The organism is Candidatus Zixiibacteriota bacterium (assembly GCA_019038695.1).
GTDB lineage: Bacteria > Zixibacteria > MSB-5A5 > GN15 > FEB-12 > B120-G9.
On record JAHOYZ010000007.1, the window covers coordinates 280,178 to 306,126 of the forward strand.

Genomic DNA, 25,949 nt, shown 5'->3' on the forward strand with positions numbered 1-25,949 from the left:
TATGAACAAATCTATTACAGACACATCAATAGAAACCACCAGCCTTATCCCGGAATCAGCGTTGAGTTCAAATGGCGAACCGCAGTGGTTGCACGAGATGCGCATCGCGGCTCTGAAGGACTACAATGAAGCAGCTCTGCCACCGCGCGGAGTAGCGCTATGGCGTTATACCGACCCGACTCGTTTCCTGATTGACCCGGACCAACTTGTTGCAAAATCATCGAGCGATAGTTGCCATGAGCTGGCTGTCAGTGATCGTGATCGAGTGGATATTGACCGTGTTGCCGCTCTTGTCACGGACTGCTGTGGCCGGGAGATTGAAATCAATGCTGGCAGTAATCTGGGAGACAAAGTAATTTTGTCCTCTTTGATATCGGCCATGGATACGCACGAAGACCTGATTCGTAAATATCTGGGACAGCTTGTTAACAGTAAGACGGGCAAGTTCGAAGCTACCAATACCGCATTATGGCAGGACGGTCTGTTTGTTTACGTGCCCGACAACACGGCAGTTGAAAAACCGATTCACCTGTTACGGTACGCCTGCGGTGCTGGAACGACATACTTACCGCGTCTGCTGGTCGTACTTGGTCGAAATGCCCGGCTCACTCTGATTGACGAGTACATCGGCGGTAGTGCCATGACCGATGACGGCTATGCTGCTGTCAACGGTGCTGTTGAGATTTTCGGTGGAGAAAACAGCCGATGCAACTACGTTTCTCTGCAGAGACAGGCAACGGGTACGAGAATGTACCTTAGTCATCGGAGCCGTATTGAACGAGGAGCTGGTGCTTTCACTATTCCGCTTGCGCTGGGTGGGGGCATCTCCAAGCAGAGCTTCGGTGTCGATCTCAACGGCGAAGGAGCCGAGAGCAACATCTATGGTCTGCTTTTTGGTGCCGGGCGTCAGCAGTTCGACAACCACACACTGCATCATCATGGCGCTGGTCACACAATCTCGAACATTGATTTCAAAGTGGTTCTTCGCGACAAGGCTCGTTCGGCTTATACCGGTCTGATTCGGATCGATCAGCCAGCCCGGGCATGCGAAGCGTATCAGGAAAATCGCAATCTGCTGCTTAATACGGGAACCAGAGCCGAGACTATTCCTGAACTGGAAATCCTCAACGAGGATGTCCAGTGTTCGCATGGCGCCACGATTGGCCCTGTTGATCCGGAGATGGTGTTTTTTCTTGAAGCTCGAGGCATAGCGAGAGAGCAGGCAATCGCCATGATTGTGTCGGGTTTTGTTGCGGGAACACTGGAACACATTCCCGAAACTCTGCGAAACCGCCTTGTAGAAGTCGTCCGGAAACGGTTAGAGGAAAACTGAGTCATGGCTGGATTTGTGAAAGTAGCCAGTGTCGATGAAATCCCGCCGGGGACGATAAAGGCTTTTGAAGTAGATTTTACACCGATTTTAATCTGCAACGTCGAGGGACATTTCTATGCCGTGGCCGACGAGTGCTCACACGAGGAGGTCTCAATGGCCAACGGTCGTCTCATGGACAATGAGATTATCTGCCAGCGTCATGGTGCCCGTTTCAGCGTGATTGATGGATCGGTTCTGGGACCACCGGCAGTGGTGCCGATTGAGACATTCAAGACTAAGATAGAAGACAACAATGTCTACATAGAGGTTGACTGAATAACGGTTGAGGGCAAACGAATGGAAGAAAAGGTTCAAAGTGTGACAAGGCCGGTTCAATCCCGGCTAACCCCGGTAGATATTGAACGCATTAGAGCGGATTTTCCGATTCTGGATCAGGTTATTGATGGCAACCGTCTGATCTATCTGGATAACGCTGCCACGACCCAGAAACCGCGTGTTGTGATTAACGCTATCCTTGAGTATTACCGCAAGTACAACGCTAATATCCATCGGGGACTACACTACCTTGCCGAACGAGCCACCGAGATGTATGAACACACTCGCGAACACTCCGCCCATTTTATTGGAGGTGTCGATCCACGCGAGGTTATCTTTACACGCGGTACGACCGAAGCAATCAATCTCGTGGCATACACCTGGGGTGAGCAGAACATCGGAGAAGGTGACGAGATCGTGATTACCGAAATGGAACATCATGCCAATCTGGTTCCCTGGGTGCAACTGGCCAAGCGCAAAAAAGCCATTGTGAGACGAATCCCGATTACTTTCTGCGGCCATCTAGATTTGAGCAATATAGACGAGATCATCAATCCCCGGACGAAATTGCTGGCGATCAGCCACATGTCCAACGTTCTGGGGACGATCAATCCGATGGCCGAACTCGCGGCCAAGGCTCACAAACATGGCGCAGTAGTATTGGGCGACGGAGCACAGGCAGCACCGCACATGGCGATAGATGTCAAGGAACTGGGTGTTGATTTCTACGCTTTCTCTTCGCACAAGATGCTTGGTCCGACCGGCGTCGGGATTCTGTACGGTCGCCAAGAATTGCTGGAAGCGATGCCACCGTTCAATATGGGCGGAGAGATGATTAGGGAGGTAACTTTCGAGGACTCATCCTGGGCCGATCTTCCCCATAAGTTCGAGGGTGGTACACCGAACATCGCCGACGTTGTAGCATTTGATGCCGCTCTGCACTACCTCGAAGAAATCGGTATGGATCGCTTGCGACAACATGAGATGGACATGACGCAATATACCCTTGACCAACTGTCGGCAATTCCCGGTCTTGAAATCCAGGGGCCACAGGAAGTGGAGTTGCGAGGCGGAGCGGTTTCGTTTACCGACAATGACCTCCATCCCCACGATATCAGTACCTATCTTGACTCCAAAGGGATCGCGATCCGGGCTGGTCATCATTGCGCCCAACCGCTGATGCGGGTGCTTGGCAAGATCGCTACTGCCCGAGCTTCGATCTATGTATATAACAGTGAGGCTGACATTGATGCTTTGGTCACAGCCCTAAAAGGTATGAGGAGGTACTTCGGCTTATGAGTGCTGCTCTCGACGACATGTATCGTGACATCATCATGGATCATTACCGCGCTCCGCGCGGGCGGCATGAATTACCCATGGCGGATTTTTCTTCCAACGGACACAACCCCTCCTGCGGTGATGAACTGAAACTACAAGTCAAGCTCGAAGATGGCATCGTGAAGGATATCTATCTCGACTGTAAGGGCTGTGCTATCTCCGTTGCTTCGGGTTCGATGCTGGCCGAAGCAGTTAAAGGCAAGTCCGTTGCTGATGCCAAGCGTATTGCCGAGGTTGTTAAGAAGATGCTCAAAGGTGAGGATTTCGAATTACCGGATGACCTGGAGGATCTTGATGCGCTACAGGGAGTGAGAAAATTTCCGGTACGAATCAAATGCGCTCTGTTAGCGTGGGTAACGTTCATGGAAGGCCTCGACGTCTACGAAAGCGGGGAAACCGGAAGTAGTGTAACAACGGAAATAGATAAATAGTCGAGTAGGTCGAAATCTGTCTTCAGTTTTTTGATATTCGTTTGGGACACGAGCCTTGCGATTGACGGATTGATATTAAACGCAGCATAGTAGGAAAGGCGAGCGATGGTCTCCAGCAAGACATCCTGGAAACTACCTACGGTAATAAACAGAAACAATGGAATACTCCTCGGTATTGCTCTTTCTCTGACGGGGGCATATTGGGTTATACTGATTTGGAACTTACCGGTTTTCAGAAGTGTACCCGGCTATTTCTGGCATGCAATGGCATCGGTGGACAAACCACTTGGAGATCTGTGGATATTCCCATTGATCGTAGTGCTAAGTGTTGCAATCATTGCTCTGGTTTTAAGGTACATTGACAGGCATAAACTCTGCTTGCTTCTGCTTATTCTACTGGGCTGGTGCGTTCAAATGGGGTTTGGATTAATTGAGGGAAATGGGATAGATGGCATTCGCTCTCGGATGATAGATACTGGACACGCTGAGTTTGCTCGTTTGGCGGTTGTAGAAAACGATCTAATTGCCGTTGCCACGGAATATGAGAAGCTTCTTGAAAATCCTGACATCAAGTATGCCCAAACAAAGCCGCCGGGGCAGTTGTTGTTTCATATGGTTACTCAGAAGATCTCCAATCTGTTCATGCCAACGCACACTCGGGGCGAGAAGTTCATCCGACTGGTCACATTTGCCAGCTACGTTTATCCTCTGATTTCCTATCTCGTTATTATCCCCCTTTATTGGCTTAGTCGGCTCTTTCTTCAACGGAGCCAGGCTATTTACCCGTGTATCTTGTTCATATTCGTTCCGAATGTTACTCTCATCACTCTTCATCTTGATCAGGTCTTATACCCGACCTTATTTTTAGCCACAATGTATCTGTCTTGTCGCCCCGCTATAAAGGGCAATGTTCTGTCTGCATCTGTCGCTGGGTTTGGTCTTTACTTAGCGCTTTACGTCTCTTTTTCCTTATTGCCACTGGTCTTTTTCTCCGTGGTTTCGATCGCTATTTTTTCAGGGGCGTTGACCTCTGGCTATGGCCGGATTCGTCCATTCTTAAGGACACTGGCCGGGTTTTTTGGTGGGGCTATCATCCTGTGGGCTCTTCTTGCCGTTTTTCTCAATTATGATCCTATCATCCGATATCAATCGGCAATACAGTTTCATCAGACCTGGAAAAACTGGACACCTGGTATAGGAAACACTCTCCTGTTTGCGACCCTCAACTATATCGAGTTTGCCTTGTGGACCGGTATTCCGATAATTATCCTTTACCTTGCAGGTTTGGTCAGAGCTGCCCGAAGCACATGTTGTCGATGCCCGTCAAAACTTGACATATTGTCAGTATCACTTGCCATTGGGTTGATTCTATTGGTACTCCTCGGAACAACCAAGGGAGAAGTCGCCCGTCTATGGATTTATCTGGTTCCGCTCTTGTGTATCTTTGCTTGTTCGGAGTTGTTTGTACGATTCAGAGAGCGAAACCTCATTGCTTTTGGTGTTCTCTTGTCAATACAACTGACTACTATTTTGTTAATCAAACGCTTTCAGGACTTCTGGTGAAAATCGTGCCGATTCCGAATCCGCCAGAGACAATCACTGGTCCTGTGTGATCTGAGGGAATAATAATGGAACGCAACGAGAAAGAAAAACTATGACCCTGCCCACCAAAGAACAAATTATGGATGCCCTGAAACCGATTCAGGACCCGGAGATGCGCATAGGCGTTGTTGACCTTGGATTGATCTATGACGTCATGATTGAGCCGGATGGTAAGGTACAGGTGAAGATGACCCTCACGACCCCCGCCTGCCCATACGGTGAAATGCTGGTAACGGAAGTTCATAAGGCGGTCGAGACGATGGATGGCGTCACCGATATGAAAGTCGTGCTCGTTTGGGATCCCCCATGGGAGCCGGAGACAATGGCCTCCGACCACGCCAAGGACATCCTCGGCATCTGGTAATTGCGGTGGCTGTGCCATGCAGCCTTTTTCCAGAGATGATTCCCGACCAACGGAACATCCAAACCAATCAAACTCGATCAAGCCACAGGGCGCAAGCAACCACGCTGCAAGACACTGACACATGGACCCTTATTGTGTCCGGGATTTAGGTTGTGAAGGTTATCAGAACCGGATGTACATTCGAAAATAACGCCCCCGGAAACAATTCCGGAGGGCCGGGAAATCAATCAGGATAGCCCCTAACAAGCTGGCGGAGGTGGACCACCGGTGAACAAATAAGCCACCAGATACGTAAGGTCAGCCAAATTGATCGGGCTAATGCCGTCAATATCTGCTTCATCGTAGCAGACGGGAGGTAATCCTCCCGTAAACAAGTACGACACCAAATAGGTCAGGTCGGAAATTACAACATTGTCGGAAGGATCACCATCGACATTACCGCGCAACCCAGTACAACAAGGTAGGTATGATACGACCGGCGACAAAATCTTCGGTTCGTAAGTCAACAGGCTGCCGGAGAATGTCGGAGTATATGTGCTGTATCCGGCCAAACTGATGGTCGTCTGCTGCCCGGACGTAATCGCGTCCGAAACACTGAAAGTCAATTTAAGTATCGGACCGCTACCTGGCTCCAGCTCGGGAAGGCTGCCGTTGGAAGACGCAATCAACTCAATCGTGTACCGATCGCTCCAGGGATCACTGGCAATAAGTTCTGTCTGGGCAAAATACTCAGTTCGACAACCAACGGCCGAGAAGGACTCATACGTCAAATCCAGATCGCCGGTCATCTCGAAGGGGATAGTGAACCTGTTGACGGAAACATTGTTGGTGGCATAGATCGTGACCTCGAAGGTCTGGTAAGGGACAACATTAGTGTCGGCGGCTTTCATGGTATCGGCCAGAGCGATGATATAATTTTCCTTGGTGCGCTCGCGATCCCCCTCCGCTGTTACGACCAGAAGCGATACATCATAGGTGCCAGCGATATCATAAGTATGAGCGGGTGATTGAGTGAGGGCGCTGTCGCCATCACCAAAGAACCATTTCCACTCAATTACATCCAGTAATGATGAACCTGTGAACAGGACATCGAGTGGTACATCACCGTATGTAGTATCCGCCACTATAGTGATACCCAAAGGATCTATGCCGTCGAGCGTAGTTACACCCGTGTTATCAGGATCGAGCCAATCGTGTAGCCGGCTTGAAGCCGAAGAGCCATAGTCCCACGACTTGGCAAACTTGCCATAATAGTCAGGTGAGTTCGGTGAGGAACATGAGGCAGTGCCACCGTGAAGCTGACCGGTGATGCGATGGTTCTGATCGAACAATGGCGATCCCGAGGAACCCGGTTCGGTAGTGCCGTCTTCCCAGGCGCCAATTTTCCAGTGACTCCCACCCGAAGAACCACCGTAGTTGGCATCAATAGCCGGGTTGTTGTCGAAGGATATTTTCTTAATGTCGCCTGAAGGATGATGTATCCCGACCGACCAACTCGAAGCACTGTTCTCTCGCGACCAGCCACCGTAGTATACATTATAACTGTCTGGAGGGTTCGCAGACAACTCCAGCAATCCGAAATCAGAATATGAATTGGCCGAACGCCGGGTACATCCAGACACAGTCATCCAAGTCGGGCCATTCTGATTGTCGCAACCGGGGCTTTCGTAGTTAAACATAAATATCCAGGTCGCCTCACCGCCCAGACAGTGTTCGGCGGTCAGGAAGTAGGGCGTAAGATCCTCGCGAACATTGTTAATCAGTGCGCCGGTACAGAGTCGGAAGCCGCCCGAAGTCAGAATCATCGCCACCGCACGTTTGTCATCCTGCCAATCGGCTCCCTCGGGGCAATTAACATTGTTATTACATGAGCCTGAACTGCCATATCCCTGAGCATCCTTGAGAGTCGAACGGTCAAAGAGATCACGATAGGCGTGGATAACGCGCTCGATTTCGATAATACCGGATTGCGACAGACCGGCGGGTTCCCAATATTCAAGAATGGTAACATCCCCTCGCACTGGCCCAGTGGCGAATTGGTCCCATTCCTTATTGTTGGCATCAGTGAATGCGCCCAGAATCATGGTGTGATCGGCATTGTAAAGATAGAGCTTCGCCCCTTGTGGCATCCAAAAGTGGCGGTAGACAAGATTGATGGAATAGGCTTCCGGCGATTCAATCCTCAGTCGCCACAGATGACTTCCGTCAGCAAGTGTCTCCCAGACTCCGGAGTTCTCCATATTGTAGATAACCTCAAACGGCATCCCAAAACGAAGCGGAATGTCCTTGCCCACCTCTGCCTCATCTTCCGCCAACAGCGAAAGTCTATCGACATTGGCAGTAACTACCGTCGGTGCATCGGCCAAAGCCAATTTGGAGAAACTCGGCGGTACACCACCACTACTGATCTGTGCCTGAGTGTGGCTGGCGGCGAAGAAAATGAGGAAAACGACAACAACGATGCAAGACATCTTCATAATACCCGTTCCTTTAGCGATTTGGATAACTCCATTTTCAGCAACTAATTAGCACAAGTTTGTCCCGGATTGTCATATTCTCAATATCGAACACTGGAACCGATTCGTTTACCAGAAAGAACTCATGGCAAAAGATATTGTAGTATAACCGTGATCTTACGATGCCAGTTTCAATATGCGGAACAGTTACCGATTGTCAAGAGTTCCATCTCAAAATCGGTGGGGAGCATCCACCTCTTTACTTGACTATTTACAATCGTCAACTTATAGATATCTACCATTATAATCTATATTACAGAGGCATGGATATGATCGATTCCTTAAGGGATAAAACATCCATTGACGTGGACACCGGAGAGGTAAGAACCTCTTCGGAGCCGGTCGTCCTGCGATCTATTGCACTTGGTTCTTGTGTCGCGGTCGTAGTGTACGATAGAACCCATAAGACTGGTGGTCTGGCTCATATTATGCTTCCTGGTCGATCGATGAAAACAGAAAGTGAGAACCGAACGAAATACGCCGAGGATGCTGTTGATACTGTACTCGAAGCCGTTACGAAACTTGGTACCGATACAGATAACCTTGAAATCTGTGTCGTGGGTGGAGCAAATGTACTCCAGGAAGGAGATATTTCTGACAAAGTGACTAAATCTGTTAAGGATTACTTAAAAGAGATAGGACTCAGGTGGGACAAAGAAAGGGTCGGGGGGATCGAACGACGGTCTGTTTTTCTTGATGTTGAATCCGGCCAAGTGTTTATTACTGAGGGTGAAGGGACAGCTAATGAATTATAGGCATGCGGCGCAGCCGCTACGCATCAAGGGAAGTGACTTAAGGGAAGGAACCAGTTAATGAACACTAAGAAGAGATCACTGAAGCGAGGCTTGTTCAAACGCTACAGTACCTCAATATCTATAGGTCTCATAGGCCTGGCGCTATCGTTGACGGTGTTTTTCTTTGTGGGAGAATGGGAGACCAAGTGGCGTAAATCCGTCTTTGATCAGTTGGCTGAGTCCCGCTGTAATTCCTTCAGAAGCGAAATACATCAGCATCTTCACGAGTTGATGGCTCTCAAACGATTCTATGATGGTTCGCAGTTTGTGAGCCGCGAAGAGTTTGATCAATTTGTCACGCCAATTTTTTGTGTTCATCAGGATCTTCGTGGGTTTGGCTGGGCACCCCGTGTAACTGATACAGACCGCAATGTTTTCGAGCAGACTTTGCAAGCGGAGGGATTGGCAAACTACCAGATTCACGATTCCTCAGTTCCAGGTGAGATGGAAATCGCGGCTCACCATAAAGAATATTACCCGGTTCTGTATCGAACCCCCCAACTAGACTGGGCGATTGGTCTGAATCAATTCTCCCAATCGCTTCGGCGTGAAGCTATTGAGCAAGCACGTGATATGAATCAAGTGGTAATCACAGGGCCGACCATATTCCCGAGCGAACTGAAGAACAGGTTCGGAACCATTACCTTTGCACCAGTATACAAGAAGGGCATGCCGACCACAACCGTTGAAGAACGCCGGGCGGCCATTGAAGGGATTGTCATCTGCGCCATGGGGGTCGGCGATATCTTAGAGAGTGTGATTGGGGAGCTGCAACCCGGAGGGATAGATATTAGTGTGAGCGACCTTTCCGCGCCCGAGGGAGAACAACTCCTCTTCCACCACACATCGCGCTTACGCAACGCGGAAGAGGATGATCTCACACACCAAGGGAAAAACGGTTTCGGGTTGTCATTTGTCACTTCCTTTGAAGTAGCCAATCGAACATGGGAGATGCATTGTACGCCGTCATCAGGTTATCTAACATCTCATCCTGTATGGATTAACTGGATATTACTATTGGGTGGCTTGATTCTCACATCACTGTTGGCAGCATTCGTATACACAAGACAGACCCGTATGGCCGTCATTGAGGAACTGGTGGATAAGCGCACTGCCCAATTGCGAGCGAGTGAGCAGCAACTGAAAGCTACCAATCAACAGTTACGGGCAGGCGAGCAGCAACTGAAAGCTGCCAATCAGCAGTTGAAAGCCCAAGAGCAACAACTGAGGGCATCCAATCAGCAATTGCGAGCGAGTGAAGAGAATTACCGTCTGCTTATAGACTCGGTCGATGCTGGCATCAACCTCATTGATAGAGAGGGCAACTTCCTTCTAGTGAATGACAGATCCGCAAATATGATGGGTATATCTCCAGCGGACCTAATCGGCAAGAACATCAGCAACGTGATGCCGCCTGATTATCTGGCACTGGCTATGGAAAGGCTCAATAGGGTTGTGGAAACGGGGGTTGGAGAAGTCCATGAAATGTTCGTCGAGCAGTTCCAGCGATGGTTTCTGGAAAACCTGCAGCCGGTTAAGAACACTTCAGGAGAGACCATTGGTATTCAGGTCATGTCCCAGGATATTACCGAACGCAAACAGTACGATGATGCACTACTGAAAAGTAAAGAAGTCGCCGAGAACTATCTCAATGTTGCTGCTGAGATTATAATATCTCTGAATGCAGAAGGTACGATTACACTGCTGAATGAAAGCGGACATAGTACCCTCGGATACAATAAGGGCGATTTAATTGGAAAGAACTGGTTCGATACGTGCTTACCTGCAAGATTGCGAAATGAGGTTGGTATCGTTTTTAACAAGCTGATGCAAGGAGAGATTGAAGAAGTCATAACGTACGAGAATCCGATTGTAACGAAAAGTGGGGGCGAGAAGATTATCTTGTGGCATAACACTTTACTTAGAGATGAAGCCGGCAACATATGTGGATCACTGAGTTCAGGAGAGGATATTACCGAGCGCAAACAGGCGGAAGAGGCATTGCAGGAAAGTGAAACAAAGTTTAGAACATACGTAAGCCATGCACCGGACGCGATATTCATAGCGAATGCTCTGGGCAGTTTCGTTGATGTCAATTTGGCCGCCAGCAAGATTACTGGCTATTCCAGATCAGAACTACTGAGCATGTCTGTTCTCGATCTGGCTGATCCAAAAGCACGGCCGGAAGAGCTCGAGAGTTTTAAAAGGCTAATGGAAATAGGTCGAGAAAATTCAGAAACCAAGTTGAAACGCAAAGATGGTTCGATCATCTGGGTCTCATTAGATGCTGTCTCTCTCTCTGAAGACCGCTTAATGGCCTTTATTTCGGATATCACGGAGACCAAACGGCTTCGCGAATTGGAATCACGGGCTCAACGGTTGGAATCTGCAGGTAAGATATCGGGTCAGATTGCCCATGATTTTAACAACCTCCTTGCACCGTTGATCGCCTACCCGGAGTTCATTCGTGAGGAGCTGCCCAAAAACCACCCCGCTCTGACCTACTTGACAAGCATTGAAGATTCAGCGGCACGGATAGCCGATATCAACCAGCAATTGTTGACGCTGGGAAGACGAGGTCACTACAATCAACAGGTTATGAACCTGAACGAAATTATTATGCGGGCAGTCAAAGAGATGGATGCATTGCCAGCTACTATGACATGCAAAATGCAATTGGATGAAGATCTGATGAATGTCATGGGTGGAGGAGCCCAAATTCATCGGGTCATCTCCAATCTCCTTACCAACGCCCAGGATGCGATCCAGGACGTTGGACAGATTACAGTCAAGACCGAAAACTACTACGTCGATGAAATGTGTGTGGCTTACGGTCGCGTTCCCAAAGGCGAATATGTCAAAATGACTCTTTCGGACACCGGTTGCGGTATCCCGGATGATATAATCCAGAAAATATTTGATCCCTTCTTCACCTCCAAGACAACCGACAAAAAACGTGGGTCCGGACTTGGCTTGAGTGTTGTTGATTCGGTGCTGAAGGATCACAATGGATACCTGGATTTGAGCAGTAAAGTTGGTCAGGGAACATCCTTCTACCTGTATTTCCCGATAACACGCGAGGATGTTGGAATATCCGAGATTCAACAGTCTGATGGTGGCACCGAAACGATCTTGGTGGTCGACGACGATGAGCTTCAGCGAGATGTCTCCATGAAGCTCCTGAGTAAGCTGGGGTACAAAGTAAGCACAGCTGAGAGTGGTGAGAAGGCAATTGAGTTTCTCAAGGACAATCCGCAGGACCTACTGGTTATGGATATGGTCATGCCGATGGGAATAGATGGAGCGGAAACATATCGGCAAGTTGCTGAGTTCAACCCCGGTCAGAAAGCTATCATTGTCTCCGGGTTCTCTGAAACCGATCGGGTGCTTGAAGCACAGAAGTTCGGGGCGGGAGCTTTTGTCAAGAAACCTTTGACGGTAAAAGACGTCGCCGCCGCAGTTCGCATGGAGTTGGACCGGTAGGGGGTAGTAGGCAATCTACAGGGCAGCGTCTGCAATCCCGGGCACAGGAAGCCGGTTCTATAGAAAAACCCAAAACAATTGGACTTTGGAGAGGCTATCTCTAATCGTCTGATTTGGTGTTCCGGTCACTGCTGGAATCGTCGGTGGCGTTGAGGTCGACCATATTCGTACCGTCGAGATACTTCACAGGATTGGGGTTTGAGATTCGAGTCAATTTCTGTGTGACATCCCCGATCTTCATCGCTGCTTCTTCGATGGTCTTCAGCTTCGATTTCAGTTCGTCATCAATATCCTTACGGCCTAACATTAGCAACTGGACACTGGCCAGAATGGCTTGAAGAGGATTGTTGATTTCGTGGTTCACAGTGACCGCCGTATCAAGAATACCGCTTAGACGTTCTTTTTCGAGTCGGCTCTTAAGCGTCTCGGAATCGCCGGCACCAGTGCCGGCAGCATGGTGCAAGGCAACCAATGCCGAAAGCGTTTGCAGGAAATCCTCCTCGGAGACAATCGTCCGTTCGCCCTCCTGTAAACCGATCACAGCCCCGAATGATCTTCCATGATAAACCAACGGTAACGTGAAAGAATGTCTTGGAACATCTCCACCAAAAGACAGAAAAGCTGCAGTCAGATTTCGATCCCGTCGGAGTTCGTCAAAGAGACTCTTTTCGAGCTCCATAAGACGCGCCTTATCCGCTTCGCCGACAGTATGGGTTACGGTCAACGTAGGAGTGAAAGATTCATCCCAGAAAATCAGAGCTACCGCGTTCAGCCCGACCAGTTCTGATGTCTGGGCCAAAGCGGCTTCGGCCAAGTGCTCAAACCGGTCCCCTCGGGAAGCGGCCAGGGCAAGCTGCCGAATAATGTCGAATCTGTCAGTCGAATGGTCTTTCATAAGTTCTTACGGCTCCGCCGTCACTACCTTTGGAGCAAATGGAGTGCCCCGGCGATCACCTGACCCTCAAAGAGGACAAATCTGAAGTACGCCATAAGATACTACTGAATCACTAACTTATCCACTGCTTTCCGCTGTGCATCTATTGCACACTGTATTTTATTGTTAATAGAGGCCTGCAATCGGATTCACATAATGTGTTGCAGAATCAAATCAAGACATTGACAAGCCCTCAAGCAGTCTGTACATTGTTGGCTTCCTGTCAACGGAAATTGAGGTAGTTGATGGTAGAGTCGGCAATACATGATGAGTGTGGAATATTTGGAGTCTACGGACATTCCAAAGCCGCGGAATTGACCTACTTCGGACTCTACGCCCTTCAGCATCGAGGTCAGGAATCGGCTGGCATTGTAACCTCTTACAACGGATCGATTCACTACAAGAAAGGCATGGGGCTGGTATCTGAGGTGTTCTCCGAACCGTCCGTCCTGCCCGCCCTGCGTGGCAAACTGGCTATCGGTCATACACGATACAGCACCACCGGGGCGTCGTCGTTGATCAACATTCAGCCGTTCTTAATCACTAACAAATCCCATTATACCGCGATCGCTCATAACGGCAATCTGACCAACTCGCTGGAACTGCGCGAGAAGCTTGATGCCCGGGGATCGATATTTCAAACCACATCCGACACAGAGATTATCCTCCATCTCGCCGCTCGATCCCCGAAACCAACTCCACTTGAGCGTATATGCGACGCCTTGCGGAGTATCCGGGGCGCTTATTCCCTGCTTTTGTTGACCGAGGATTCAATTATTGCTGCGCGTGACCCTCACGGATTCCGGCCGCTGGCACTCGGTAAGTATCAGAAATCCTGGGTCGTGGCCTCCGAGACAACGGCCTTTGATTTGATCGGAGCCCGGTATGTTCGTGACATTGAGCCGGGAGAAGTCCTCGAGATTTCCGCTGACGGGCTGAAATCGACCTTTCCCTGCAAAAAAACACCACAGGCATGCTGCATATTTGAGTATATCTATTTCTCCCGACCAGACTCGATTGTATTTGGGGAAAATGTTGATAAGATCCGGCGTCGTCTCGGGCGTCGGTTGGCCAAAGAATACCCGGTCGATGCCGACATCGTCATTGGTATTCCCGACTCCGCCAACACTGCGACACTCGGCTTTGCCGAAGAGTCGGGCATTCGGTTTGAGATCGGCCTCATCCGCAATCACTACGTCGGTCGTACCTTCATTGATCCAAAGCAGAGTATCCGAGACCTCGACGTAAAAGTGAAATTCAACCCGGTCAAGGGAGTACTAAAGGGACGACGGGTAGTCGTGGTTGATGATTCAATTGTACGCGGGACCACATCACGAAAACTGATCAAGTTGATCCGGGAGGCCGGAGCCAAAGAAATACACTTCCGGGTTTCATCGCCACCGATCATTGCTCCCTGTTTCTTTGGGATCGACATGCCTACCAGAAAAGAGTTGATTGGGGCACAAATGACAATTCCTGAAATCGAGCAATACCTTGGGGCCGACTCCTTGCGCTACCTGTCACTCAAGGGAATGCTGGCCATGAAGTCCCTGCCCAACACGGGCTTCTGCTCGAGTTGCTTTTCGGGGAAATATCCGATCAGAGTACCACGTATCAATGGCAAGTTACGACTCGATATCAAGACCCCCAAAATTTCATCGTAATGTCTTTTGGCTGTCGTCAGACAGCTATCTGCCGATAATCCCTATAAGTGGACATTCGGTTGACAAAAATGCGGTTAGGGTGTTATATTGTAATGGACCTTACCGTATTGCGCCGTCAACTTTACTGGTCGAACCGTCAGCGAACAGATTCCTGACTCGGAGGAAATGTGAACCCAAGTGGCATTAAATGCACTTTGGCAATCTGTCTGATTGGAATCGGTCTGATCGTGATGAACGGTCAGGCAAAGACAGGAAAAACTGTCAGAGAGACATCGGTTCAACTAAGTCCTCGACCGTTGCCGACAAAACCATTGACGACAAGCATTTCTCCCCAATCATCGATATCTCATGTTGTAGTGAAATTTCATGATGACCTCTCAGTGCGAACCGGTTCAGACCGTTTATTCTCTAAATCAGGTGCCCCGCTTGCGACCGCGGAAAATCTCCTCCAGCCATATCTGGGCACGCCTCGTTTCCGACGTCTGCTAAGTGGTGTAGCCGAGGACAGGCTCGATCAGATCCGGTCCAGCCTCCAGTTATCATCGAAACACGCCTTGGCCGATATGAACGCCTACTTCCGAATCGCCGTGTCTGATCATACAGAAGCGGAACTCTTGATCAACAGCTTGAATGCTCTTGATGAAGTAGAACTGGCCTATTTCGAACCCGTACCAGAACCGGCAGGAGATATTGCTCCCCCGACGTCGGACTGGGTCCCCTATCAGGACTACCGAGAGGCGGCGCCGGACGGTGTTGATGCCGATTACGCCAACACTTTGCCCGGAGGTGATGGCGCCGGAGTCAGAATCATTGATGTAGAAGGCGGCTGGCAGGATACACACGAAGACCTCGATGCTGCTCTTGGCGGTCTGATCGCCGGTTCCCCGGTCAACGATCCTTCCTGGCGCAACCACGGCACGGCGGTTATTGGAGTGATGATTGCCGGAGACAACGGTTATGGCGTTACCGGTATTTGCCCCGGAGCAGATATTAACATGGTTTCGGTAGGTACAATTGGAACTGCCGAAGCACTATGGACCGCCGCGGACAATCTTGAGGCCGGAGATATAATGCTGATTGAGCTTCATGCGGCAGGTCCTCGTTACAATTTTCAGAGCCGTCCCGATCAGCTCGGGTACATTTGCATGGAGTATTGGCAGGCCAATTTTGACGCCATCCAGTACGCCTGGGCCAAGGGTGTAGTTGTGATTGAGGCGGGCGGCAATGGGGCCGAGGATTTCGACGACTATGCCATGTACGGTTCACTGTTCGACACGACTTACCGAAACTCCCATGCCATAATTGTAGGCGCCGGGTATCCAGCCTCATCGCCAACCAATCTCGAGCGGCAAGGGTTCTCCAACTATGGAGAGCGAGTCAACCTTCAGGGCTATGGCTCAGGCGTCTATACCACCGGCTATGGTGACCTCTTCGATGCTGGAGGTGATGAAAACCAATATTACACGTCCTCATTCGGCGGTACTTCCTCAGCATCGCCTATTATCACCGGGGCGTCGGCCTGCCTACAGGGGTACTATGAAGCAACCTTTGGCACTCCCATGACTTCCGACCAGATTCGCGATGTTCTTGTATCGACAGGCACAGAGCAACTGGGCGACACATCGGAACACATCGGACCGCGCCCCGACCTGCTGGCTGCTTTTGCAGTCCTGACCGGACCACCGTCGCTCTACGTCGATCCGTTGCTGCTTGACACTACACTTGCTGAAGGTGCTATGGCAACGATGTCAATCTGGATTCACAATCGATCATCTAGCATAGCTCTCGATTTTTCCATTGTTGATAATGACTCACTGGAAAAATACGTCGATGACAACTGGCTGACAGCCTGGCCGATTTCGGGAACAGTGGGTGTTCTGGACTCAGTAGCGATTGATGTCTCTCTGGATGCGTCCGTCATCGAAGATCGCATTCGAGCCTATTCTGGAGCTCTGGAAATAACCTGGGGACCGAGCGGGGGAACGCTTGACTCTCTTTCCTTATTGCCGGTCTTCCTGGAGATTCCATGTAATGATACGACGTATGCTTCGGTATCATCAGATGAACCTGAGGGACCAGTATTCCAATGGATATCTGCCCGGGATAATGGTTTCAGGGTGCCAAATTCATCCTTCTATAATTCCACGACCAATCCCAACGATGATGGCACGACTGGTCCGTGGGACATTGGCTTTGAATTCCCATTCTATGACTCATTCTACAATGAAGTTTTCATCGGCGTCAATGGAGCTATCTCGTTTGTCGATTCCAATGTCAATGTCAATGGCTATTTCTCACCCTTCGAACTACCCGGCACACCGATCACTACCCTCATCGCCCCCTTGTACGCTGACCTGATTTTTGACTGGGATTGGGTAACGGGCAGCGGATTGTACTTGTACCGCAGTCCTGTTGGCGACACGCTGGTGATTCAGTGGTATCACCCGGCAAACTTCAATCAAGTCGGCGACACAACTATGAACTTCGAGATTATCCTGACTGGTCGAGGTGAGATCGTTTTTCAGTACAATAACCTTGGCACAAGTGGACTCGAAATGAGTGCTTTGGTAGGTGTTTCCGATGAAGATTGTCGTGCCCTGAGTCACTATAACGGCGGGGACCCAATTGAGCATCAGATCTCAAATAGTGATGCAGTGTGGTTCCACAATACAACTTACGTCTGGATTCAGGCTGGCGACATGGACGGTTTCCCCGATTTGAACGTGGCCGACCTGACTTACCTTGTCTCGTTCCTATTCACCGGCGGGCCTGATCCAATCCCGTATGCCGCCGGCAACGTCGATTGTGTGGGTGATAACAACATCGCCGATTTGACCTGGCTGGTTGCCTTTCTCTTCACCGGTGGCCCGGCGCCGTGCTATTACATTCAGTAGGTATTACTCTTCGATTCAATGCCTTGTTGTGGTAGGTTTTGGACTAAGTCACGGTAAGGCTGGATCCACGTGCTCTCGCTCCCAGTGGACACAGAATGATCATAAAAGAGAACGGCCACCCTCAGGTGCGGAGTGGCCGTCAAGCTATCTACTCAGTATTACGGATTCCTACCAACAAACACCAGGTGCGCTGCCCCCGGTAAACAGATAGGATACCAGTTGGGTCAGATCAGCAATATCTATCTCTCCACCAGATTCAGAAGTTATTCCATCGACATTGCTTTCAGGCGAACAGGGTGGTGGCGGTCCGCCAGTGAACAAATAGGCAACCAGGTAGGTCAGGTCAGCAATATTGACTTCGCCGATATTATCGACATTACCGCGAAGACCCTCACAACAACCCGTTCCTGCTATGTACGCCGCAAAGGTTCGCGACCAGTATGACCACTCCGAACCATCGAAACTACGAACTCGCCAGTAGAATACCGAATCACTGCCCAAACTCGACTCTGGTATGTAGTAAGATTTCGTGACAGTGTCAGTATCGTATAGCGGTGATCTGAAATCGTAGTAAGGATCAAGCTGGAAGTGATACTTCTCAATCCCGGTCGGATCGATAAGGCGGTTCCACGCAAATCCTGGCAGGTTGGTATTAATCGCCTGACCATTCGGCGGTATCATCGATGACACTTCCTCGACTGTGTAATAGAACGTAAACCACGGTTCATTACTCTCCAGCTTGGTTGCCTTCTTCACCATATCATCGTTATAATTATTGAATATGTTCATCTGCTGAGAACCATTGATCCGAATCCCTCCCGAAACCAAAATGTCACCTCCCGGATCAGCCCCAGGTTCAAGATCAATGTAAATCTCGTATTCACCCAACATCAGATTGTAGTCCACCAGTTGTTCATCGAGCGTCCCATCCTGGTCAACATCAACCTGCCACGCATCACCACCGGCAAGTGTCTGGAAGTCGAGCGATAATTCATATCCCAGCGGGTTAATCAACGTCAGGGTCACTTCATCGTAGCCGGTGATGACCATCTCGTCCTCAAGAATCTCCTCGTCCGGCAACTCACTAAAACCAAGAATGATTACTCCCTCTTCAACCGCACCGGAAACAAAGTCCGGCTGACCGTCACGATCAAGATCAGCCGTCGCCAACGCATAGGTAATCCCCGATTCAGGATCAAATGGAATCACATCCGGATCACTGAATATCCCGCTACCGTCACCCCAGAAAAGCAACAACTCCAGGTTCGTGCCATCGACCACCATAATGTCCAGTTGCTGGTCGCGGTTGATATCGGCCAGACTAACATGATGAGCAATGCCGGAGATAAACAGACTGTCGGTACGATTCATACCGCCGTATCCATCGCCAAGGGCAACCTTCACCACCGACTGTTCAGTACCGTCAACATTCGGCGTCACTACTACTATATCCCAGTAACCATCGTGGCTGAGGTCAGCAACACCCTGGGAGGGTGGTACCTCCAACGTTGGTAGGCCAACAAACATGGCTGACGCTCGATCGAAATCACCGGCTTTGTTGTTTATCATAACCTTGGCTGAATCGTCCTCGATAATCAATAGATCGTCGAAACCATCGGCGTTGAAATCAACCGCCTCAACAGCAATAGCCGTCATGGAAACTATGTGAGCGTCACCCAGGTCACCCGTACCGTCACCATAGAAGACGATATCAGGACCTACAAACAGGTCATTGAAATCATCATCATTGAAATACCCCATAGCTGACACCGGAACTTCTGAACGACCTTTCGGGCCGGAGGGAACCAACGATGTGTCCGGAATGAACTGTCGGTTGTTATTATTACGAAGGACAAACACCGTGTCCGGTTTGACCGCGATGATATCAGGTAGCGTGTCACCATTGAAGAATCCAACCATCAGGTCGGCCCCGGCGATCGACAGATGGTCCACCGCAGTCTCAAGCGCACCTCCCGGCAAACCCCACGATACCAACAGTGCCGGGTGGCTCAAACCAACATAAGCGATGTCCATATTGTTATCGCGGTCGAGATCCATCACGACCATGTCATACATCTGGGCCGAATCTTCCGTCGTAACATCATAGGAAACATCGCAGGCATCACCTATACCGTCAATATCGGTGTCCTCCTGCCCGGGATTGTAAGTGTAGGGGCAGTTGTCACAGGCATCAGCTGTACCATCTACATCAGAATCTGCCTGATCGGGATTATAGTCAGTGGGACAGTTGTCGCAGGCGTCGGCAATGCCGTCATAATCGGCATCATACTGGTATACCGTAAAATAGTCATACTTGGCCCAGGAGTCTCCAGTACTTACATCAGCCTTAAATGCAACCAGTCCAATCTTGGTCGGAGTAAAGTTGAGGTCAGGTATCTCTCGATGAAATGTCCAGTCATCTCCCAGAGAGCTGTAAAATAAGGTGGCACTGGTGCCCACTTTCTGTATACGTAAGAACCCTGATCCTATACTTTCAGCAGGACCATTGACAGCGTCGGGGTTGCCGCTTACTTCCCACACACTCTGTATTCCATTTGGGCCCGGATTGTTCAAGGAAAAACGCAAGTAGTTATTATCATCCTGATACAGAAGAATTTCGGCCTGGTGATCTACAGACTCGAAATATACATCAAGTTTGGCCTCAATCGCATAGTCCCCTTCGGGTACGTCACGCAATAGAAGGTTATTACAACTGTTGTTGGTGCTCCACAGGTCACCAAGCTCCAGGTCAATAACCAACCTGCTGGAATCATCAAGACTCCATGTTCCTGGGTTTTCTCTCACCCACGACCAGCCAGAACCAAGTTCCCCGTCGAAATCAAAAGTAACTGGTTGTGGGCTTTCCGGGCAGGGATCACAGACATCACCAAGTCCATCACTATCGATGTCTTCCTGACCCGGATTGTACGTATTCGGGCAGTTGTCGCACAAATCAGCAATGCCATCCTCATCTGTGTCGGCAACGCCGTTGTGGCGGAAAAACGTCCATTTAGTAGTCGCATGTTGTGAGGATCCAGTTTGGTCGTCGCCCCAACCGAACACCGCTTCTTCAGGCCATGAGGCATAATAGAACGTGTTGCCGGACAGCGTCAAAAGGTTGTCACGATACACCCGAAAATCGCCTGTACTTGTAACTTCTATCCGATATAAATGGAGACTGTCGTCAGTGTCGATAACTTTGGAATCCCCTTTTGTATTTATATCCTCCAGAATGAATATCTCATCCTGCCCAATCCAGAGGTAGTTTCCATATCTACCGCCGCTTAGTACGGGCACCGCACAGGCAGTACGGATAGGATTTGTATGCGTTCCTGAGACGTATCTAAGCCCGAATTCGATTACCAGTGTGTCAGGTATTACTAAATCCGGTTCCCATAGACGATAAACCATTGTTTCGGAATCTTGGGAGGTTGTGAGAACAAGAGTATCACCATCCAGATATGGGACTTCTGTGTCGGCGGTATTTTCGAGCGACCACTCAGGACATGCTTCATTAGGTAGCTGCCCTGAGGAACCATCCCACTCTGCGATGAGATCAACTTCACAGGCATCCCCCCAGCCATCACCGTCGCTGTCCTCCTGACCGGGATTATAGGTGAAGGGACAGTTGTCGTCGGCGTCGGCGGTTCCGTCGCCATCGGTGTCAGGTTGTACTGTCAGGTTTATCGTGACATACTGCGGCGAATTTGCGGCGTTTGTCGAGGTGATGGTCACGGTGTCGATATAGAAACCGGAGCTTAGCGCTGTGATATCAACGGCACAGTCTACGACAGAGGGAGTCGTTGTGACACTAGGTGTCGGTGTCAGCCATGCTTCGCTGTTGGAGACGGAGAACGCAATCGGGCCACCGTCGGAATTGACAGAAAAACTCTGAGTGTTGGGGTTGGCGCCGCCTTCAATGGTATTGAAATTCAGCATTATGGGATCGACAAGAAGATTAGGATTGAGCTCGCTAACAGTAAGTGCCCCTACAAAATGGGGATAGAAAATATTCTGCGGTTCAATCAATTCCACAAACGCCCAATCCGTTGCTACGCTGTAGGTTATCGTGTCAAATGTGACACTGTCACTTCCCGTCCAACCAGTAGCTGTGAAATAGTAACTTGCCCAGAACCTGCGGCCACCGGCATCCGCCGGTATGTAATATGACATCGCTGCTGCACCAAGTAAGAAACGCTGATTGGTGTTGGTAATATTAATATCGTCATCTTCGAAAACGTATGGACCAAACTCAAAGGGGGTAATGAGCGATGAGACTTCGACACTATCCATCTGCAACTTGGGATTGTCCCAAGTTATACCCATTGAGAGACCTTTTAGGTTCTCGTCTGAGAAAGCATAGATGTCCAAACGTAATTCTCCGGGAATAGCCCAGTGCACAAATTCAACTGTATCCGGTATTCCCGGATCACCGGACAAACCATCATTAGCCCCAGAAACACTTGTTTCGCCATAGACGCGAGATGTTGGTTCGTAGGTGCCAACGACTTCTGAGCCACGATCGCCATCAAGAAGGTCGGCAGCGGTAAGCATAGATACTGCGGCCACGGTTAGTACAATAATCCGTGTCACTTGCAATCGGTACATATCAATTCTCCCTTACGAAGAAGATGTGTATTGCGCCTTATGTTTTTTTACCTGGAACTTATGGGTAAGTTGTCGCCCGGCGACAACCCCGTCCACCCCATAGCCCCATAATAATCAATATAGACGATATTATATGTATTGTCAAGGCATACGCGTGACTCTGTGGCTTCAAACTTGACATTTTATCTCATTGGAGTATATTTCGAGCTATACTTCTAGGTGCTCAGATTGTAATACTCAGCGCATCACTGAATCGAATGGAGGAACATCGATGTCCAGTCACAAACAGCTCGGCCAAACAAATTCACTTATGATGCTCATCTTTTCAGCAGCCGCCCTAGTGTTCATTGTCAGTGCAGGCGCGATGGCTGACGATTTGTATCAAGTGACCATCAACAGCGAAGCCGACGAGGGTCTTCTGGTAGAAACTCAGGCCGAAGCAATCATCCGCCTGGATAACAGCTACTTGGTTCTTGCCGATACCGAAGCAGCTGAGGCTCTACAGAACTCGACCCTGGAAATTCAGTTTGTGGCTGCTGGCCACCAGAGGTCTCGCCTGGCTCTGGACGGTCGGATAGACGAGGCCAACCTTGAGCGCTATCCGTTGGTTTTTCAAAAGGACCAACTCAGGCTGTATGAGGTTGACCTGGGCGCTCTCTACGCCGCTGGCGAAATGCCTGAACTCCACCCTCTGCGCGAGAAGCCGCTGAGAATCTTCTACAAAGCAGCGCGCAAAGCCCGTCCTCGGACCGACCGTACTATGATGGACCTTGAATCCCTGATAAGTCTCGTAAGCCAGGATTCATTGTACTCTTATGACTCGGTGCTCCAATCCTATCCACCCCGGTTGACAGGATCGACAGCTAATTACGCCTCGCGCGATTGGATTGCTGCTAAGTTTTCCTCCTTTGGGTACGATTCGGTAGTTATCGACAGCTTCGTAGCCAGCATCAGCGGTACCCCCACCGAGTGTCAGAATGTCCTGGCCTACAAGATCGGAACGCGGTTCCCTAACCACCAGATCATCGTCGGCGCTCACCGCGACGCTGTGTCCGGATCGCCCGGGGCCGATGACAATGGTTCCGGTACATCCGGGGTGTTGGAAATGGCCCGCATCCTGCAGGATATCGAGACCGACATGACATTCGTTTTCGCTACTTTTGACGCTGAAGAACAGGGACTGCACGGCTCCTGGCATTTCGCCGATGAAGCGGTCGCCAATGGTGACAGTATTGTCTACATGTTTAACATGGACATGATCGGCTTCCAGGATAATGACGCCGAAGTAACCGTTTATCACAGCTCTGACGTTACCTACTCGCAAGTCTACAACGACCTGTCCGATTCCCTGTTGAGTCTTACGGGGCACCTATCGGGGACATCCGCGCAGTCGGATCACTACCCTTTCCAGCAGAACGGCTATGACGTGACCTTCATCATCGAGTACATCTTCTCCTCGGTTTACCACACTTACCAGGATAGTACATCTTGGATGAGCTTTCCGTACATGACAAAGCTGGTCAAGTCCGGCCTGGCCACGTGTTACTATCTCAACGCCACTGAAGGACCCCGTCCGGGGCTCGTCTTCACTTACCCGGGTGGTCTTCCAGAGCTCCTTTCGCCACTAACGCCCACGACCTTCGAAGTGGTCGTGACGCCGACTTATGGTGGAACGCAAGTCTCAGGTAGTGGACAACTGCACTATTCTGTGGACGGTGACGCTTACACTTCAATCCCCATGGTTGAAACCTCACCCGATCACTACGACGCCACCCTGCCGGTTTTCGTTTGCTACAGTCGCGTGGATTTCTATGTCACTGCCAACGAAGCCACGGAAGGGACCATTACGGACCCGGCCTTCGGGGGCAGCTATCAAGCTGTAGTGGCTGACAGCACCATCGTGGCGATAGAGGATGATTTCGAAACCGATCAAGGCTGGTCGACCGAGATTCTGGGTGCCAGTAGTGGTTACTGGCAACGCGGCGTACCGGTCAACGATCCCGGCTGGGCGTACGATCCCGCCACCGATGGCGACGGCAGCGGGCAGTGTTACCTGACCGAAAATCAGTACGGTAATTCCGATGTGGACGAAGGGGCTGTCAGGCTGACCTCGCCCGTTTTCGACATGTCGGCCGGCAACAGTACCGTTGAGTATGATTATTTCCTCAACCTGACCAATACAGGTGGTGGTGTGGACCATTTGCTGGTGGAGGCTAACGACGGTACGGGCTGGGTCGAGGTGACCCGCCATATTACCAGTGGCGGTCTTAACTGGCGACATAACAGCATCACCGACGCTGACATCCTCGGCGTGGGGCTGAGCCTCACGGCGACCATGCAGATAAGGTTCACGGTCAATGACGCCGACCCACAGAGTATTGTCGAAGCAGGTATAGATGGCTTCTCAGCCGTCACGTATGCCTGTGAAGACAACCCGGACCTTGATGGAGACGGGGTCGTCAATGAGGAAGACAATTGTCCCAATGATCCTAATCCGGGACAAGAAGATGGTGACGAAGACGGTGTGGGCGACATTTGTGACAATTGCCCCAACGATCCCAATCCGGGACAAGAAGATAGTGACGAAGACGGCGTGGGCGACATTTGTGACAATTGCCCTACAAATGCGAATACTAATCAACAAAATTTAGACGGCGATAGCTACGGCGACATTTGCGATAACTGCCCCAATGTTGACAATGAAGAACAGGCCGATAGTGATAGTGACAATGTGGGTAATGTTTGCGACAATTGTCCGGATGTATCTAATGAAGACCAAACCAATGACGATAGTGATTCATTTGGGAATGCTTGCGATAACTGTCCGGACTCAGCCAATGCTGATCAGTCTGATATAGACAGCGACACAGTAGGTGATGTTTGTGATAACTGTCCGGACTCAGTCAATGCTGATCAGACTGACGTAGATGGTGACCTTATTGGTGACGCATGCGACAACTGCCCGGATCATCCTAACCCGGACCAGATCGATACCGATGGCGACGGAGTTGGAGATATATGCTGCTGTAGCGGTGACGGGATTCGGGGTAATGTTGATGGCATCATCACCCCTTCGGACGGACACATTGATATAGCCGACCTGACCTACCTCGTAGCCTATCTGTTCACCGGAGGGTCGGAACCGTCGTGTATCGACGAGGCCAATGTTGATGGCATAACAGGTGACGGAGGTTCGATAGATATAGCCGACTTGACTTATCTGGTGGCATACCTATTCACCAGTGGACAACCACCAGTGGCCTGCCCGTAGGAGTTACGTACAGACTTGATGATTGATTGGAACGGCCACTTCTCACACCGAGGAGTGGCTGTTTCATTGGACATATTATTGTATAGAGCCTTACCCCACGGGTCTCTATTTAGCAATGTGATGGGACCACTATACGGGGTAGTACCCACCTTTGGGCGTAGATCATCGTCGTCTGGATGTCTAAATAGCTCACTTGTTTCTCGGTTAGTAATTTGACAATGCCTGTTTTGGATGAGCGGAAATTAAAAAAACCGCTTGCGCTATCACCGTAAGATAACTAAATTATCAATACATTATGACAGAGTGTGGCAGGGTTTCTTACTCTCTTCCTTCGCTTTCGCCTCCGATTTGACCTCAATGTTTCGGGGGAGAGAGAAGCCCAAGGTACTAACATTATTGAAA

The 25,949-nt window shown here is 50.0% G+C and carries 14 protein-coding genes and 2 pseudogenes; 11 read left to right on the top strand and 5 right to left on the bottom strand.

Translation table 11 applies throughout. The features are described from left to right. The first annotated feature begins 1 nt into the window (after position 1). The 6 genes from sufD (at position 2) to KOO62_03160 (ending at position 5,383) form a co-directional block, all read left to right on the top strand. Positions 2-1,333: a Fe-S cluster assembly protein SufD gene (gene sufD, locus KOO62_03135; protein MBU8932982.1), complete on the top strand. Its 1,332-nt coding sequence runs from the start codon at positions 2-4 to the stop codon at positions 1,331-1,333. A gap of 3 nt (positions 1,334-1,336) precedes the next feature. Beyond that, a complete protein-coding gene (locus tag KOO62_03140; protein MBU8932983.1) occupies positions 1,337-1,648 on the top strand; it encodes a non-heme iron oxygenase ferredoxin subunit in 312 nt (103 codons plus the stop codon). 21 nt (positions 1,649-1,669) lie between these two features. Beyond that, positions 1,670-2,947, top strand: coding sequence for a cysteine desulfurase (locus KOO62_03145; GenBank protein MBU8932984.1), 1,278 nt, complete (start codon positions 1,670-1,672; stop codon positions 2,945-2,947). Then, positions 2,944-3,417: an SUF system NifU family Fe-S cluster assembly protein gene (locus tag KOO62_03150; GenBank protein MBU8932985.1), complete on the top strand. Its 474-nt coding sequence runs from the start codon at positions 2,944-2,946 to the stop codon at positions 3,415-3,417. The genes KOO62_03145 and KOO62_03150 overlap by 4 nt, the downstream gene beginning before the upstream one ends. Before the next feature lie 105 nt (positions 3,418-3,522). Further along, positions 3,523-4,980: a hypothetical protein gene (locus KOO62_03155; protein MBU8932986.1), complete on the top strand. Its 1,458-nt coding sequence runs from the start codon at positions 3,523-3,525 to the stop codon at positions 4,978-4,980. A 91-nt stretch (positions 4,981-5,071) separates the two neighbouring features. Continuing rightward, positions 5,072-5,383 (top strand): metal-sulfur cluster assembly factor, encoded by a 312-nt coding sequence (locus KOO62_03160; GenBank protein MBU8932987.1) that lies wholly within the window; start codon positions 5,072-5,074, stop codon positions 5,381-5,383. 239 nt (positions 5,384-5,622) lie between these two features. Here the strand turns inward: KOO62_03160 and KOO62_03165 are convergent, their stop codons facing one another. Continuing rightward, positions 5,623-7,860 (bottom strand): trypsin-like serine protease, encoded by a 2,238-nt coding sequence (locus KOO62_03165; protein MBU8932988.1) that lies wholly within the window; start codon positions 7,858-7,860, stop codon positions 5,623-5,625. Between the two features lie 308 nt (positions 7,861-8,168). On the opposite strand from KOO62_03165, the gene KOO62_03170 reads away from it, so the two are divergent. Together KOO62_03170 and KOO62_03175 are read left to right on the top strand one after the other, a co-directional pair. Beyond that, positions 8,169-8,654 (top strand): chemotaxis protein CheD, encoded by a 486-nt coding sequence (locus KOO62_03170; GenBank protein ID MBU8932989.1) that lies wholly within the window; start codon positions 8,169-8,171, stop codon positions 8,652-8,654. Positions 8,655-8,711: 57 nt separating this feature from the next. After that, positions 8,712-12,176: a PAS domain S-box protein gene (locus tag KOO62_03175; GenBank protein ID MBU8932990.1), complete on the top strand. Its 3,465-nt coding sequence runs from the start codon at positions 8,712-8,714 to the stop codon at positions 12,174-12,176. A gap of 100 nt (positions 12,177-12,276) precedes the next feature. Here KOO62_03175 and KOO62_03180 read toward each other — a convergent pair whose 3' ends face one another. Further along, positions 12,277-13,071, bottom strand: a complete 795-nt coding sequence (locus KOO62_03180; GenBank protein MBU8932991.1) for a hypothetical protein — start codon at positions 13,069-13,071, stop codon at positions 12,277-12,279. Positions 13,072-13,355: 284 nt separating this feature from the next. On the opposite strand from KOO62_03180, the gene purF reads away from it, so the two are divergent. Beyond that, entirely contained in the window at positions 13,356-14,774 is a 1,419-nt protein-coding gene (gene purF, locus KOO62_03185; GenBank protein MBU8932992.1) for an amidophosphoribosyltransferase, read from the top strand. Positions 14,775-14,941: 167 nt separating this feature from the next. After that, positions 14,942-17,668: a S8 family serine peptidase gene (locus KOO62_03190; GenBank protein MBU8932993.1), complete on the top strand. Its 2,727-nt coding sequence runs from the start codon at positions 14,942-14,944 to the stop codon at positions 17,666-17,668. A 168-nt stretch (positions 17,669-17,836) separates the two neighbouring features. Here the strand turns inward: KOO62_03190 and KOO62_03195 are convergent, their stop codons facing one another. The 3 genes and pseudogenes from KOO62_03195 to KOO62_03205 form a co-directional block, all read right to left on the bottom strand. Next, positions 17,837-19,195, bottom strand: coding sequence for a VCBS repeat-containing protein (locus tag KOO62_03195; GenBank protein ID MBU8932994.1), 1,359 nt, complete (start codon positions 19,193-19,195; stop codon positions 17,837-17,839). Positions 19,196-20,536: 1,341 nt separating this feature from the next. Beyond that, positions 20,537-21,079: pseudogene (locus tag KOO62_03200) on the bottom strand (hypothetical protein). A gap of 144 nt (positions 21,080-21,223) precedes the next feature. Next, positions 21,224-21,994: pseudogene (locus KOO62_03205) on the bottom strand (thrombospondin type 3 repeat-containing protein). 553 nt (positions 21,995-22,547) lie between these two features. On the opposite strand from KOO62_03205, the gene KOO62_03210 reads away from it, so the two are divergent. Continuing rightward, complete coding sequence (locus tag KOO62_03210) at positions 22,548-25,547, top strand: M28 family peptidase (GenBank protein ID MBU8932995.1); 3,000 nt, start codon at positions 22,548-22,550, stop codon at positions 25,545-25,547. Positions 25,548-25,949 lie beyond the last annotated feature (402 nt).